The sequence below is a fragment of the Photobacterium sp. genome (assembly GCF_033720175.1).
In the GTDB taxonomy this organism is placed as follows: Bacteria; Pseudomonadota; Gammaproteobacteria; order Enterobacterales; family Vibrionaceae; genus Photobacterium.
Genome location: NZ_JAWWDA010000004.1, coordinates 1 through 14,728, shown reverse-complemented (window position 1 = coordinate 14,728; position 14,728 = coordinate 1). Strand labels below are relative to the sequence as shown.

Sequence of the window (14,728 nt, the reverse complement as noted above, 5' to 3'; positions counted from 1 at the left end):
ATAGTTTTCGTTACAACTTCACTGGTCAATCAGTTTTAAGCAACACTGCAAATCAAACTCAGAACATCAATAGCGTAGATACCAGCAGCAACCCCGCCATTCCATAATTAAAACATTTCATCTTTAACTGATTATTTAGAAAAGCCTGAAGTTGCTTGCCAGCAATTGTCCAAATGCTTACCGAGGGTATATTAATCACGGCAAACACCAGAGAGATAAGTAAAATGCCGTACACAGAAGCAGAGGTGTTGTAAACACTAATTGCGGTCAATGCCATTGACCAGGCTTTTGGGTTAATCCATTGGAAATAGACGGCGGCCAAAAAGCCCATTGGCTTATAATCCGATCCGTTATTGTCTGCTGGTTGGCTCAAAGCAATTTTCCAAGCCAGGTACAAGAGGTAGGCAACGCAAATTATCTGTAAAATTTGCTGGGCAACTGGGTATACAGTAAATATCTCCATTAGGCCGACACCGACCAAGATCATCATCAGACTAAATCCCAATACGATCCCAGACATATGGGGGATGGTACGCATGAAACCAACATTAGCTCCGGATGCCATCAGCATAATATTGTTGGGCCCTGGTGAAACGGTTGATACGAACGCGAAGGTTATTAGGGCGAAAATCTGTTGGTAATCCATATTTCTTCCATTTATTGTCTGTTGTGTCTCCTTGTATATTAATGAGAGATGGCGTAAATTTTGTGTCTATATTTGCTCTAAAGTTGTTTTTTTGACAATAAGTGAAAGCTATGGACCGATTTGACGAGAGAATATTGCGCGAGTTGAAATCGAACGGCAAGTTGTCCAATGTGGATCTTGCTAACCGGATTGGTTTGTCTCCTTCGGCGACATTGCGACGGGTACAAGAACTCGAACGTCGCGGCGTGATAAAGGGATACCGGGCGGTACTCGATCCAAACAAGCTGGGAATTGGCTTTGTCGCTTATGTCACCATTGGGCTGTCGAACCATAGCAAAAAGTCACAACAGAGTTTTGAAGGACACATCATGGAGGCGGCAGAAGTCAAAGAGTGCTACAATGTCACGGGCGCAAATGAGTATTTGCTCAGGGTAGAGACCCGTGATTTGACGGCCTACAAGCGTTTTCATTCTGATGTGCTGGGAGAGATCCCCCAAGTAAACTCCATTACGACGATAGTGGTAATGGACACCCCAAAAGACGAAAGATGAAGTAGATAGGGAAGGTATAGTGTATGCCGTCTTTAATCATCTATATCGCTGCAGATAACCCCCCCCCTTCAATATTTCCTACTACAAGCATTACATCGAATATCTAAAACCAAACCAAAAGTAAATTGAGGATTGAAGTGCTTGTTAGCTCCCCCCAGTGCTTTACATTGTGAGTCAATTTCTTTCTGTGATAAATCCGAATTGAAGTACAAAACTAATTCAGTCCCCAGGCTATCCAGCATTGCTCTTTCTAATGCCAAAAATACAACGCAGTATTGTGATTGTTTATCATAATAGGGTGAAAGTAATGTAGACAGTCATCTCAGCCGTTAAGTTTCGACAATTCATGTGCTAGAACAGTTTGACTATCGCAACTCAAAATTAAGGCAAACAAAAAGCTTTTTGATGAGAAATGCCAGTCAGCAAATTGCTGACTGGCATTTAGCCTAGTAGTTTCGAGGATTAATGACGGGTAATTTTCATGTCAACCAGGTTGGTTGAGTTCTCAAAACCATCCAGTCCGCCAGAGTAAATGTACGTATTGTTGGAGTTGAGATAGCTCATGTTGAAATAATCACTGAGGGTAAAGCTGTAATCGACCCCTTGTGATAACTGAACGGTCACCGGTGTTGACATGCGTAACCCCTGTGCTTCGCCAATATGACCCATTTGTAAAATACCATCAGCAACAACTTTGCCATCACCATCTTTGACCGTCAGTTTTTTCACGGCATTGGTAATACCGGTATTAAGCTGACCAAGGTTGTTATTGTAGAGTGCCGCAAAATCGTAAGTACCCGTTTCTGCAATCCGGAACGTCTGTTTACCGTCTAACTCGTTATTGATCCCGTCAAAAGAAACGACATATATATCCTTGTTAAATACGGTATAGGTTCCGTTGAATTCAACCTTCAGCGCTTCACCGGTACACACTGGCTTACTCGGGTTAGAGCGATAGCCCGCACTGTTAATAGTTTCCGCTACATAACAGACATATTCATTGCCGTTTAACTTATCTGTGAACTTACTGCCACTGTAGTTGGTGTGAAATTGCTGACTATTGCGGTAGATGTTCACGGCGTAGTTGTTTTGATTTTCAATCACAACACTTATATCACCATCGGTGTTGGTGAGTTCCAGGGTTGGCTCTTGCGGAGAGAACGCTTTGGCATTATCGGTATCGTAAGGCAGTACGCCTTCGATAAGTGTTAGAGACTCATCACCCGCTAGGCGTTGGCCCAGTGTGACAACAATGTCGTTGTTGGTCTTGTTGACCGATGCGATGTCAAAATAGCCACTGTTATTGTCGTCAACCGCTGGCAGTTCAACGGTTACGCTGTATTTTGCACCTTTATAAACCAGGTTTTCAATTTTTATTTGTGAGGAGTTTTTGAATGTGGTGTTTCTCAGTTCTGCCGTAATAAAGGGCTTAATCGTGAGCATGCCATTGTCGGTGTTAAAGCCAAAGATGTTTTCGACCACCATTCCCAAGTAACCACCGACAGACCATAACTGGCGCTGAGAGTTAATAACTGGGCCGTCGAGTGAAGAGTCTTTACCATGGTCGCCGTGTAAAACCAGTGACTGGCCGGACAGCCATTCTAAATTCTCCATATTTGACAGATTCAGTGCGGTACCGCGAAGCAGGGATTGATAGGCATTGTTTGCCGCGGCGACATTTTTGGCTTTGGCGGCTGCTTTCAGACTGTAGGCTGTGACAAAAGGCCAGATGGCTCGGTTGTGATAAACCGCGACGCCTGGCTGCTGCGGGAAGTAAACCGGTACACCAAACTCGCTATGCGGATAATTGGCCATGATTTTTTTTGCCTGATCTTCATCGGCAATACCGCTGATGATTGCCAGTGCTTCACCGAGCATATCGTATTTATCAACCTGAATGTTGGATTTGGCATCAAAACGATAGCTTGAATACAGTCCTTTAGTGCTGTTCCAGAACTGATCATTAATGGCTTTCTTCAGTTCATTCGCCCATTGCTGGTATTCTGCTACCGCTGAGGTGTCATAACTTTCTGCGAGCTTTGCCGCCAGCATCAGAGCGCGATAGTGGACAATATTCGTAGAGAGTGCTTTGCTGGTGGCGATGTAATTCACATCATCGGGTGTCCAGCTTGAATATGTCTGATCACGCCAGTCGAGGAAAGACTGTTCTCCTTGATACAGGCCGTCGGTTTCATCAAAAGCGGCGACCCGGTCGGCTTTAATGGTGTTGCTCAGGGCATGGTAAGCGCGCATGGCAAATGCATCGTACTCTTCCCCAGTGAGTGTGCTGAGCAGGCGCTCGGCACCCAGTGCCCATGACGTTCTGTCGGTACTGATTGGCCAGCTGCCGCCGGTACCGGTGTCCTGGATAATTTGTTCACCATCATATTCACGATCGGTACCTTCTCTGAAATCAGACAGCTTGAATTCCAACCCGTTTTTGACACGTGTCGGATCAAGCAGTGCAACGGACAGATCAGCGGCATAAGCAAGGTCGCGAGTCCAGACGTAATGCCATTTAGCCCCGGTTTCAAAAACATCCGCTTTAATCGGTTTGTTATGGTTGTAATTGCCGTCTTTGATTTCGGAGACGGCAAGTTGGTTTAGTTCCTGAACGGACAGGGCGAAAAGACCATCAAAGGCCAGATCACCTGTTCGTACTCGTGGCTTGTCACTATCTTCGCTAACGTACAGCCCCTGATCCAAGGCGTCGCGTAATTCTGCTGTAGTGGAAATTCCGAACGTACGAAGGCTGGCATTCGGATCTTTAACTGAAACTTTTACGGTATCGGTTGTGTTGTCATAGTTACTATAAAGGCTGGACGTTAATTGCTTATGTCCGATATGCACCGTGGAAGGATCAATAATGGCATCGTTATAAAATTGTTCGGCTTCTTCCTGAGTGGCTTCTGTAACGGTTAACTGAAGTCTTTTTATATCTGACAGATCGACCGCAAACTTGTAATAGCCTTTATCAGGAAAAGTAATTTCAGAATTACAGTCCTGATTCATACAGTCTGTGTTTTCGGCAGGCTTACTGACAAATTCATTCTGCTGGCCGAATACAATGGGTGTGCGGTAGCCGGTGTATTCGATCTGCCAACCTTCGTCTGCAACTTTAAACTGGTTCGTTCCCCTGGCGACACGGATGACAGAGACGTATTGGCTCTTACCCTGGTATATCAGTTTTGCGCGATCTGATGCTCCCCAGTCACCGTTGATCCCCCGTAAGTATAAGGCCTCTTCGATGACAGGTTTGTCTTCACTGATGATCGGTATGTCTTGACCGCCATTGTCGGTATTGCCCGTATTTCCCATAACAGTGTCCGAACGGGTATCACTGGAGTTACAACCAGCGACTGAGAACACAAGTGCGACAGCAACCGCGAGGAATGTTGGTTTCATTGTTCTTTCCTTAAATTATAGCTAAACCTGCTGCGCATCTTAGATCGTGGCCTGATACAGTAGAAATAGTAAGGAAATGTCATGGTATAAGTTTTATTTATAATGCAAGGAGAAAAGGTGAGTTATATCGACTAATTGCCATAATTGGCTATTAATAAAACTGATGAATATGTGATCATGGGAGCAATATTTTCAAATAATCAATCGTTGGATTATTTCTTCATTATAACGAGATAGAAATGGACAAAGTATTACAGTATTTTTTACTGGTCGCCCGGCTGGAGAGTGTGAGCGAGGCCGCCCAGATGCTGGGAATGAGCCAGCCTGCGGTTACCAGTAGCATTAAAAAGTTAGAACACTCATTGGGTGTTACGGTATTTGAGCGAAAAGCTTCCGGGATGAAGCTGACCGAATTTGGCGAAATCTTGTTTGATGATTGCTCAGTTATGCAGCAGCAATATAAGCATATGCTGGATCGGATCGAAGAGCGAAAACAACATAGGGCCGGAAAGTTGCGAATTGGTACTGGTGACGCGTGGTGGACTCTTTTTATCAAAGATCTTGTACATCAGTACCGTCATTTTTGTCCATTTGCGTCAATTCAGGTGGAGTTCGGGAATCATCTGAGTTTGATGGATTCTCTGGTTAAAAATGAGATGGAGCTGTTTATTGGACATGAAATTGTGGGACTGTCATCGAAGTTCAATGTGATTTTTATTCCGCTTTTTCAGACCTATGACAGTTTTTTCGTCAATGATTCCCACCCGTTGCGTGATCAGCTTGTCACCGATGCGATGCTTGAAGAATACCCGTCTGTTGCGGTTACTTATGATGCTGAAAAATACAGCCATATTATCGAAAATCCGGTGCCTAAGCGTATTGAACGACAAAAACAGAAGCTGGATGAGCGCACGGTTTTTGAAATGGGATCACTGCTTGCGAGTATCGATATAACGCTTGAAACAAATGCGGTGATGCCGTATCCAAGTGATATGACGTCATATTTTTCACGTTTCGGGCTTCAGCCGCTCACGATGGAAAAACAATATTTTCGAGGAACGGTGGGCATATATACCTCAAAAGAGCTTTTTCCACAGCAGGAAAAAGTGATTGAAATGATCAAATCTCTCGCTTGCAAATCCCTGTCAGACTCTGAATAACAATTGGTCGCGGAACATAATGTCAAAGCAATACGGGTAATTGGCACCGGTAGTCCAGTGGTGTTGATTTAACCGTATTAATTCAATTGTATACCTGACAAAGAGGCGTACACTTTTATTATTCCTTTGCTGATGGCCGGGCAGAATATGATGAAAAGAGAACGCATAGCTTTATTTCGTCACAGAATATTATCTCCCTTACTTGTTTTAAGCATGGTGACGTTACTTGCCGCTTGTGACAATAACCGCGCCCATCAGGCTCTTGGTATACTGGAGCGTGACAGGGTCACTCTCACCGCGACGGCAAATGAAATTGTTCGGGAACTACCAGTAAGAGAAGGGGCGCTGGTGAAGCTGGGCGATGTGCTGGTGAGACTCGATACCAGGCAGCAAAGTGCAGTTCTTGCCAGAGCAGAGGCTGAAAAAATGAAAGCAGGCGCTTACTTACTACGGCTAACCAACGGTGAAAGGGGAGAAGATATCGCTGCTGCTCAGGCAAACCTGGAACGCGCCTTAGCGCTACTGGTCGAGGCGCGGAAATCCTATCAACGGATGAGTAAACTGGTTGAGCAGAAGCTGGCCAGTTTTGCCGAAAAAGACAAAGCCAGAGCACAAAGAGCTGCGGCTCAGGCAGATTACGACTCGTCAAAAGAAAAACTCACCAAACTGACCAATGGCGAACGGCCCGAAGATATCAAACAGGCCCAGGCCGCGCTGGCAGCGGCAGATGCGGAAGTACAGTTGCAACAGCAAATTCTCAGTGATCTGACGGTGGTTGCCACACGTAACGGGGTGCTAGACAGCTTGCCGTATAACGTGGGGGAACGTGTGCCGAAGAACGGTATTGTCGCCACCATTCAGACTGATACCGTACCTTATGCCCGGGTGTATGTGCCAGAACCCTATCGGGTGAAGTTACAGGTGGGGGATCGATTCATTGTCCATGTTGACGGTATTGAGCATAGCTTTGAGGGAACATTGCGCTGGGTGTCAACCGAGCCTGCCTTTACGCCTTATTTTGCGTTAAATGAACAAGATCGGGCGCGACTGGTCTATCTGGCCGAAATAGATCTATCTGACGAAGCCAGAGCCCTGCCTGCAGGAGTGCCTGCGCAAGTGGAGATGCCGGATGAATGACAATGTCATTATTGCCAATAAGCTGACCCGCAAGTTTGGTGATTTTACCGCTGTTGATGGACTGGATCTGGTGGTGCCCGAAGGCAGTATTTACGGTTTTCTCGGTCCGAATGGTTGCGGTAAGTCGACAACGCTGAGGATGTTAACCGGGTTGCTGAGTCCGACATCCGGTACGGTCGAGGTACTCGGATTGTCAGTTCCGCGGCAGGCAGAAAAGCTCCGTTTACGTATTGGCTACATGACTCAGAAGTTCTCGCTGTATGACGATTTGACGGTAAAAGAAAACCTTCAGTTTATCGGCCAGATTTTCGGAATGCCGGGCAAGCAATTAAATCGCCGCATCGAGGGGCAGCTCTCCACTTATGGCTTAAGCTTATTGACAAAACAACGGGCAGGCAGTCTCAGCGGTGGCCAGAAGCAGCGACTGGGCTTAGCCGCTGCCACCATGCATCAGCCGAAGATGTTGTTGCTTGATGAGCCAACCTCAGCGGTCGATCCAGAAAACCGTCGCGAGTTCTGGGAGCAGCTGTTTGATTTGAGCGATCAGGGAACCACAATTCTGGTGACCACACATTATATGGATGAAGCTGAACGCTGCCATGCCCTGGCAATTATGGAGTCGGGGGTGATACGGGCCGATGATACGCCGGAAGCACTGATGACGAACATGGGGGTTACGGTCGTAGAAATTCAGGCGGCGGATCTGCGACAGTTAAAAGAGGCTCTGCTCAAGCTGCCGGAGGTGCGCTCAGCAGCCCAGTTAGGCATCCGGCTGCGTGTGCTGGTTCGCAAGGAAGTTAACGATCCGGTTGGCTGGCTGCATGCGGGTTTTCCCCATCTGGAAAAAGCAGAGCTAATTATTGCGCGTCCTAGCCTTGAGGATGTGTTCGTAACTTGTACGGGGGAGGGGCGGCAATGAATCGGTTTCTTCCTACAGGCTTGTTCCGTATAAAAGCGATAATGATTAAAGAAATACGGCAGCTGTTCCGAGACCGTCTTACCTTTGGCATGGTGGTGATGATCCCGTTGATCCAGCTATTGTTATTTGGTTATGCCATCAACACCGATGTCAGAAATATCCCGATAGCGGTTGTTGATCAGAGTGATTCCGCTGCCGGGCGAGTCATTACCGAATCAGTCAAAGCTACTCAGGTGGTAACAGTGAAACAGGTGTTTCTGACCGTCTCTGAAGCTGAGCGGGCGATAAACGAGGGGTCGGTACGTGGTGCGTTAATTTTACCAGCGGATTTAACTCAGCGGATCGAACATAACCGTATCGTCGGACAGTGGCTGGTTGACGGTTCCGATACGATGATCAGCGCCGCTTTGTTACAGTTGAGAAATATGCCGCTGAAAGAGCTGATAACCTATCAGCCTGCCGGACTATCCACTTTTGAAGTGACCTTGTTGTATAACCCAGAAAGGCGCTCGGCGGTGAATATTGTTCCGGGGTTATTGGGAGTGATCCTGACGATGACCATGATATTGTTTACCTCTGCGGCCATTGTACGTGAGCGGGAGCGAGGCAATCTGGAATTGCTGATCACCACACCAGTGCATCCGCTGGAGCTGATGATCGGCAAGATTATTCCCTATATCTTTGTTGGTCTGATCCAGGTCGGGATTATTCTCGGGCTGGGACACACTATTTTTAACGTACCGATTAACGGTACAGTAGGTCAGATCTTACTGGGCACTTTGCTGTTTATTTCTGCCAGCCTGACGTTAGGTTTAGTGATTTCGACCATAGCCCAGACTCAGTTGCAGGCGATGCAGATGACGATTTTCATTCTTTTGCCATCAATCTTGCTGTCGGGCTTTATATTTCCTTACGAGGCAATGCCGATCGCCGCGCAATGGATATCTGAAATTCTGCCGGCGACGCATTTTATGCGGATGATCCGCGGGATTGTTCTGCGTGGTGCTCAACTCGTTGATTTATGGCGTGATGCGCTCTGGCTGATGGGGTTTACTATTATCGGCCTGCTGATTGCATCGCAGCGGTTTAAGAAGAGCCTTGATTGATTTTATGAGTGCGTGTAGATGCATATCAAGTGTTGATGTATCAAAAATGTAGCCCACAAAATGTCATTCAGTATGGCTAACGTCTGTTTAAATTTGTTAGGGTGTGTCGGTAGTGGTGTGGTTGCTACTGGATATCGTCATTTTTAATAGGGCTCATTATGCTTCGAACTATTTTGCTTGCGCTTGTATTGGCAAGCTTATCATTTTCCAGTCTGGCTGCAGAAAAGTACTCAGAAGAAAGTATTTACGATAAGCCGTTAATGGAACGTTATGTTCTCGATGAACTTAAATCGTTGCGAATGGATCAACAGGATTTGGAGCGGCGTTTAGTTGTGAGCATTACAGATCGTGAACTTTCCGTTGCCGATAAATCACTGAATTATGCCAATGTTACGGTGACTTATTTTTTCTACATTATCGCGGGTGTCGCGTCTTTGATTGCGATGATTGGTTGGCAGTCTTTGCGAGAGCTTCGTACAAACACAACAAAAATGGCGGAGCAGCAATTACAAGACGCCGATAAGAAATTACAAGAAATCGCGGAACAATATGAGAAAAAATTTCAGGTATTGGAACGTGACCTGAAACGTAAAACCCGCAACATCAGTGAAAACAACAAAGAAATTGAGAGAATCAACGAAGTCCATAATCTCTGGTTACGTGCACAGGGCATGCAGACACCAGAGCAGAAGATGGAAGTTTACGACGAGGTATTGAAAATACGGCCGGGTGACCTTGAAGCGTTGACCTATAAAGCGGATGCGGCGATGGAAATACGAGAATTCCACTGGGCACTGAGTTTGTGTAATCGCGTGTTAGAAGTTGATGATAGCAATGCTCATGCCTTTTATCAGCGTGCTTGTGCCTATTCTTGCCTTGGGGTAGAGGAGCAGGCGATTTCAGATCTCGAACGTGCCATTACGGGGAGTGCATCATTGCGAGAATTAGCATCAGAGGAAGCGGATTTTGAGATGTTGAGAGGCAATGAACGGTTTGAATTACTCATGGCAAGTGTCGATTAATCCCGGTTTTTTCTAACGTTAGCTCTGCCTAATTCGGAAGGCCAGCACTAATGCTGGCCTTCTTCCGCTTAAGTTAGGCGCATACAGAGTAAGAAAAGGTAAGATGCTGATTAGTATTGCATTTGTCTTATATCGACAAGTGTTTCACCTTTGGGCTTATTATCATAAAAATTGTCATAATTAATTAAATCAATCACAGTCACTCCGGTAATAGCACATTTACGGTTGAGCTTTTGGCTGTGAGACTTAGTGATAGCATCTCCGTTTTTATCGAGACAAACAGAGATAAAATTCCTCAATGCTCCTGTTGAGATAGCAGGATTACCGCCGTAACTTCCTCCACTGCCAAAAGCAAACACGTAGCTTGACAGAGAGAGCATAATAATGGCAAATAGTGCTTTCATGTTACATCCTCCTGGTTAATAAATGGCAGCATATAATTTGGTTTGTTGTTTCTATAATAGCCATATTTAGTATAGACCTCTTTTTTTTAGGTTATTCCCGTTATTCGTAAAGTTATGACAATTATCGAATGGCTAATTTTTCAGACGAAATGGTCACGGCAAGAAAGCTGAAATTGTGTGGTTAGCAGGTCTCCGGGGATAACAGTGATATAGGTGAGTTTTTTTGCTCAACAATAAAATAAAGTTGTGTTTGTTCAAGATTTATTGGTAACAATATCAATAAGGAAGGTTTATACCTGTAGATTGAGAGTGTTTTGATATGATTTACTGATTAAATACATATTAAATCACTGGTTAGTTTAGACGGTTAGCCCGCTTTTTATGTCTAGAATATAACTGCTTAGATATTCTGAATTTTTCTCTTTATTTTTTCATATGTATGGTAAATACTGCTGTTTATGTTTTTTTGTCTTGAAATGTGCAAAAATGACACTTGACTATATAGAGTCAAGCATTAAGTTTATTCGAAAATTTGCGCTAATACGCAGAATCCGTGTGTGCTCGGATTTCAAGTTAGGGTAAAATTGGGTAATATCAGTAATAGCTATCCTGCCAATTCTGGCTGGGTGCAGAGCCAAATCATATTGGAGATACAGCTTGATTAATGTATTCCTTGTAGATGATCACGAACTGGTTCGCACAGGGATCCGACGTCTTCTTGAAGATGTCCGTGGTATAAAAGTGGTAGGGGAAGCCGACAGTGGTGAAGATGCCGTAAAATGGTGCCGTAGTGAAAATGCGGATATCGTTCTTATGGATATGAATATGCCAGGTATCGGTGGCCTGGAAGCAACCCGGAAGATTCTTCGTTTTAATCCCGATATTAAGATTATTGTACTGACAATCCATACCGAAAATCCTTTCCCAACGAAAGTGATGCAAGCCGGTGCCGCTGGATACCTTACCAAAGGTGCAGGGCCTAATGAGATGGTCAATGCAATTCGTATGGTTAATAGTGGGCAACGCTATATTTCGCCTGAGATTGCGCAGCAAATGGCGTTAAGTCAGTTTGCACCAGATTCTGAGAATCCTTTTAAAGAGCTTTCAGAACGTGAACTTCAGATCATGATGATGATCACGAAAGGACAGAAGGTTACTGACATCTCGGAGCAACTCAATTTAAGCCCTAAAACTGTTAATAGTTACCGTTACCGCCTATTCAGTAAATTAGACATTAACGGTGATGTAGAGCTAACCCACCTTGCTATTCGCCATGGGATGTTGGACGCAGAGACTTTGTAGTGTCAGATGCATTTGATAACAAAAGCTTTCTGAAAACAGTTACTCACCAGCCAGGCGTCTACCGGATGTATGATGTCGCTGGTGAGGTTATTTATGTCGGAAAAGCAAAAGACCTCAAAAAACGCCTGTCAAGCTACTTTCGTACCAATGTTGCGGGCGAAAAGACCCGGGCCTTAGTCAAGAATATCCGTAAGGTTGATGTCACGGTAACCCATACCGAGACAGAAGCACTGATCCTCGAGCATAATTACATTAAGCAGTATTTGCCAAAGTACAATGTACTACTGCGTGATGATAAATCTTACCCTTATATCTTCATGAGCCACCACCGCCATCCGCGTCTTTCTATTCATCGCGGGGCAAAAAAGCGTAAAGGCGAATATTTCGGTCCGTATCCTGACGCAGGAGCAGTACGCGAAAGCCTGCATTTGATGCAGAAACTGTTTCCTATTCGCCAATGTGAAGATTCTGTTTATGCGAACCGTAGTCGTCCTTGTCTGATGTACCAGATTGGTCGCTGCTTAGGACCTTGTGTTAAAGGACTGATCAGTGAGGATGATTATCAGGATCAGGTCGGTTATGCGCGGATGTTCTTGCAAGGCAAAGATCGTCAGGTGATTACCTCTTTAGTTGACAAAATGGAGCAGGCAAGTCAGAGCCTCCATTTTGAACAAGCAGCCCTTTTCCGCGATCAGATCCAGGCATTACGGCGGATTCAGGAACAACAATTTGTCAGTCATGATAACGAAGATGATCTCGATGTTGTCGGTATCGCTCAGCAGAATGGCATGGCATGTATCCACGCCTTGTATATTCGGCAGGGTAAAATACTGGGTAGCCGGAGCTACTTCCCGAAAATGCCGACTGGTGCCGATGTGACTGAAGTGCTGTCCAGTTTTGTCACCCAGTTTTATCTCAGTCAGGCAGAAGGGCGAATTATTCCGTCAGTCATCATTCTGGGTTCAAGCTTAGGTGATGAAAAGGCAGTGATTACCGATACATTATCGGAAATGGCTGGCCGAAAGATCGCACTGAAAATCAATCCTCGAGGTAATCGTGCGCGCTATTTAAACCTGGCGCAGACCAATGCCCTGACAGCATTGACCAGTAAGCTCAATCATAAAATGACGATTCAGGAACGCTTTGTTGCATTACGTAAAACATTACAGCTTGATTCGATTAATCGAATGGAGTGTTTTGATATCAGTCATACCATGGGGGAGAAGACTGTTGCCTCCTGCGTGGTCTTCAATCGGGAAGGGCCGTTAAAACAGGAGTACCGGCGTTACAATATCACGGGTATTACCGGCGGTGATGATTATGCTGCAATGGCACAAGTACTGGAACGACGTTACGGCAAACAGATGGATCCCGATAAAATCCCCGATATTATTTTTATTGATGGGGGCAAAGGTCAGCTATCAAGAGCGTATGATGTAGTAAAACCTTTTATGGATGAATGGCCTAAACAACCTTTATTGATAGGTGTTGCTAAAGGGACAAGCCGTAAACCTGGCTTAGAGACCTTGATTTTTATTACGGGTGAAGAATTATCAATGTCAGGTGATTCACCCGCTTTGCACTTAATTCAGCATATTCGCGACGAAAGCCATAATCATGCGATCAGCGGGCACCGAGCACAACGTGCTAAAGTCAGAAAACGCAGTGCATTGGAAGATGTTGAAGGTATCGGCCCTAAACGCCGTCAGGCATTATTGAAGTTCATGGGGGGATTGCACGAACTAAAACGAGCGAGCAAAGAAGAAATAGCTAAAGTGCCAGGTATTAGCAAGGCTTTGTCAGAAAAGATATATGACGCATTGCAACATCACTAGCTTTGCGGCACTCTTGTATCTGTAGTGATACTGTATTTAATCATAAGAACTAAAATTATGCGTTTATCAATCCCTAATATTTTGAGTTTCATCAGACTGATCCTCATTCCTTTCTTCGTTATTACGTTTTATCTGCCGTATGAATGGGCTGCATTTGCAACAGCGCTAATTTTCTTTATTGCCGGTTTAACTGATTGGTTTGATGGATTTCTTGCTCGCAAATTGAACCAAACCACCCGGTTTGGGGCGTTTATTGATCCTGTCGCTGATAAGTTAATGGTAGCAACGGCGTTAGTGTTAGTGGTTGAAGACTACCATTCTATTTGGGTCACTATTCCTGCTGTTACGATGATTGGGCGTGAAATTATTATTTCTGCTCTGCGTGAGTGGATGGCTGAACTGGGCAAACGTGCAAGTGTTGCCGTTTCCTGGGTGGGTAAAGTGAAAACGGCTTCACAAATGTTTGCATTGCTGTTGCTACTTTGGCATCCGCACCCATGGATCGTCTGGTTGGGTTATGCATCTCTCTATGTCGCTATGGTGCTGACGTACTGGTCAATGTATCAATACTTAAAAGCGGCTAAAGGTGATTTATTAAATGCAGAAAATCATTGATCAATAAAAATATTACGAATTCAAAATCAAAGCGGCCTGCTGGCCGCTTTTTTATTGCCAGTCAAATAGTGCGAAGGTGATAAAATTGTTGAGTAAATATTCATTCTGGTTTAATTCTGCTGTTTTTGGCTGAAATATAATCGAACGATCTTGTTGGATGCATTTTTTTAGTGACAGCATAAATGGAATCTGTAAAATGGCCGCCGTACCGCAGCGGGAAGACTTGCTAAGCGGTTAGCAATCGAGAGATTGTTTACTTCTACGAAGTAATGGCGCGTTGGCAGAGTGGCTATGCAGCGGATTGCAAATCCGTGTACCTCGGTTCGACTCCGGGACGCGCCTCCATTATTCTTTTTGAATAATATGCGACACTAGCTCAGCTGGTAGAGCGCAACCTTGCCAAGGTTGAGGTCACGAGTTCGAACCTCGTGTGTCGCTCCAAATTTTGCAATGACGATTAGAAATATTGGCAGATCGTTATTTAAAGATGGTGTCTAACTTAAATCAGTTACGAGCACCGCAATCAAGAATTGCGTGCCCTGGTGGTGGAATTGGTAGACACAAGGGATTTAAAATCCCTCGGCGTTCGCGCTGTGCCGGTTCAAGTCCGGCCCGGGGCACCATCT

At 45.0% G+C, this 14,728-nt stretch carries 12 protein-coding genes and 3 tRNA genes; 12 read left to right on the top strand and 3 right to left on the bottom strand.

What is annotated here, in order from left to right:
- Positions 1 to 58 precede the first annotated feature (58 nt).
- Entirely contained in the window at positions 59 to 646 is a 588-nt protein-coding gene (locus R3289_RS05940; protein ID WP_318924571.1) for a LysE family translocator, read from the bottom strand.
- 110 nt (positions 647 to 756) lie between these two features.
- Here R3289_RS05940 and R3289_RS05935 point away from each other — a divergent pair, with 110 nt between their 5' ends.
- The gene (locus R3289_RS05935) at positions 757 to 1,197 is read left to right on the top strand and encodes an Lrp/AsnC family transcriptional regulator (protein WP_318924570.1); all 441 of its coding nucleotides are present in this window, start codon (positions 757 to 759) and stop codon (positions 1,195 to 1,197) included.
- Between the two features lie 462 nt (positions 1,198 to 1,659).
- Here R3289_RS05935 and R3289_RS05930 read toward each other — a convergent pair whose 3' ends face one another.
- Positions 1,660 to 4,602 carry an MGH1-like glycoside hydrolase domain-containing protein gene (locus R3289_RS05930; RefSeq protein WP_318924569.1) on the bottom strand — a complete coding sequence of 981 codons (2,943 nt, stop codon included), beginning with the start codon at positions 4,600 to 4,602 and terminating at the stop codon, positions 1,660 to 1,662.
- A gap of 239 nt (positions 4,603 to 4,841) precedes the next feature.
- Between R3289_RS05930 and R3289_RS05925 the strand changes: the two genes are divergently transcribed.
- The 5 genes from R3289_RS05925 to R3289_RS05905 all read left to right on the top strand — a co-directional run bounded on the left by R3289_RS05925 (position 4,842) and on the right by R3289_RS05905 (position 9,946).
- On the top strand, positions 4,842 to 5,762 hold the full coding sequence (locus tag R3289_RS05925) for a LysR family transcriptional regulator (RefSeq protein ID WP_318924568.1): 921 nt from the start codon (positions 4,842 to 4,844) through the stop codon (positions 5,760 to 5,762).
- A gap of 213 nt (positions 5,763 to 5,975) precedes the next feature.
- Positions 5,976 to 6,899 carry an HlyD family secretion protein gene (locus R3289_RS05920; RefSeq protein WP_318924567.1) on the top strand — a complete coding sequence of 308 codons (924 nt, stop codon included), beginning with the start codon at positions 5,976 to 5,978 and terminating at the stop codon, positions 6,897 to 6,899.
- The gene (locus R3289_RS05915) at positions 6,892 to 7,818 is read left to right on the top strand and encodes an ABC transporter ATP-binding protein (protein WP_318924566.1); all 927 of its coding nucleotides are present in this window, start codon (positions 6,892 to 6,894) and stop codon (positions 7,816 to 7,818) included. The genes R3289_RS05920 and R3289_RS05915 overlap by 8 nt, the downstream gene beginning before the upstream one ends.
- On the top strand, positions 7,815 to 8,924 hold the full coding sequence (locus R3289_RS05910; RefSeq protein ID WP_318924565.1) for an ABC transporter permease: 1,110 nt from the start codon (positions 7,815 to 7,817) through the stop codon (positions 8,922 to 8,924). The genes R3289_RS05915 and R3289_RS05910 overlap by 4 nt, the downstream gene beginning before the upstream one ends.
- 158 nt (positions 8,925 to 9,082) lie before the next feature.
- On the top strand, positions 9,083 to 9,946 hold the full coding sequence (locus R3289_RS05905; protein WP_318924564.1) for a tetratricopeptide repeat protein: 864 nt from the start codon (positions 9,083 to 9,085) through the stop codon (positions 9,944 to 9,946).
- Positions 9,947 to 10,056: 110 nt separating this feature from the next.
- Here R3289_RS05905 and R3289_RS05900 read toward each other — a convergent pair whose 3' ends face one another.
- Positions 10,057 to 10,350, bottom strand: a complete 294-nt coding sequence (locus tag R3289_RS05900; RefSeq protein ID WP_318924563.1) for a hypothetical protein — start codon at positions 10,348 to 10,350, stop codon at positions 10,057 to 10,059.
- A gap of 657 nt (positions 10,351 to 11,007) precedes the next feature.
- Between R3289_RS05900 and uvrY the strand changes: the two genes are divergently transcribed.
- From uvrY to R3289_RS05870, 6 genes are all read left to right on the top strand, one after another.
- A complete protein-coding gene (uvrY, locus tag R3289_RS05895) occupies positions 11,008 to 11,652 on the top strand; it encodes a UvrY/SirA/GacA family response regulator transcription factor (RefSeq protein ID WP_318924562.1) in 645 nt (214 codons plus the stop codon).
- Positions 11,652 to 13,487 carry an excinuclease ABC subunit UvrC gene (uvrC, locus tag R3289_RS05890; protein WP_318924561.1) on the top strand — a complete coding sequence of 612 codons (1,836 nt, stop codon included), beginning with the start codon at positions 11,652 to 11,654 and terminating at the stop codon, positions 13,485 to 13,487. Before uvrY ends, uvrC begins: the two co-directional genes overlap by 1 nt.
- Positions 13,488 to 13,544: 57 nt before the next feature.
- Entirely contained in the window at positions 13,545 to 14,102 is a 558-nt protein-coding gene (gene pgsA / locus R3289_RS05885) for a CDP-diacylglycerol--glycerol-3-phosphate 3-phosphatidyltransferase (protein WP_318924560.1), read from the top strand.
- A gap of 271 nt (positions 14,103 to 14,373) precedes the next feature.
- Positions 14,374 to 14,447 (top strand) — tRNA-Cys (locus tag R3289_RS05880).
- Positions 14,448 to 14,467: 20 nt separating this feature from the next.
- A tRNA-Gly gene (locus R3289_RS05875) sits at positions 14,468 to 14,543 on the top strand.
- A 95-nt stretch (positions 14,544 to 14,638) separates the two neighbouring features.
- A tRNA-Leu gene (locus R3289_RS05870) sits at positions 14,639 to 14,725 on the top strand.
- The last annotated feature ends 3 nt before the right edge of the window (positions 14,726 to 14,728 follow it).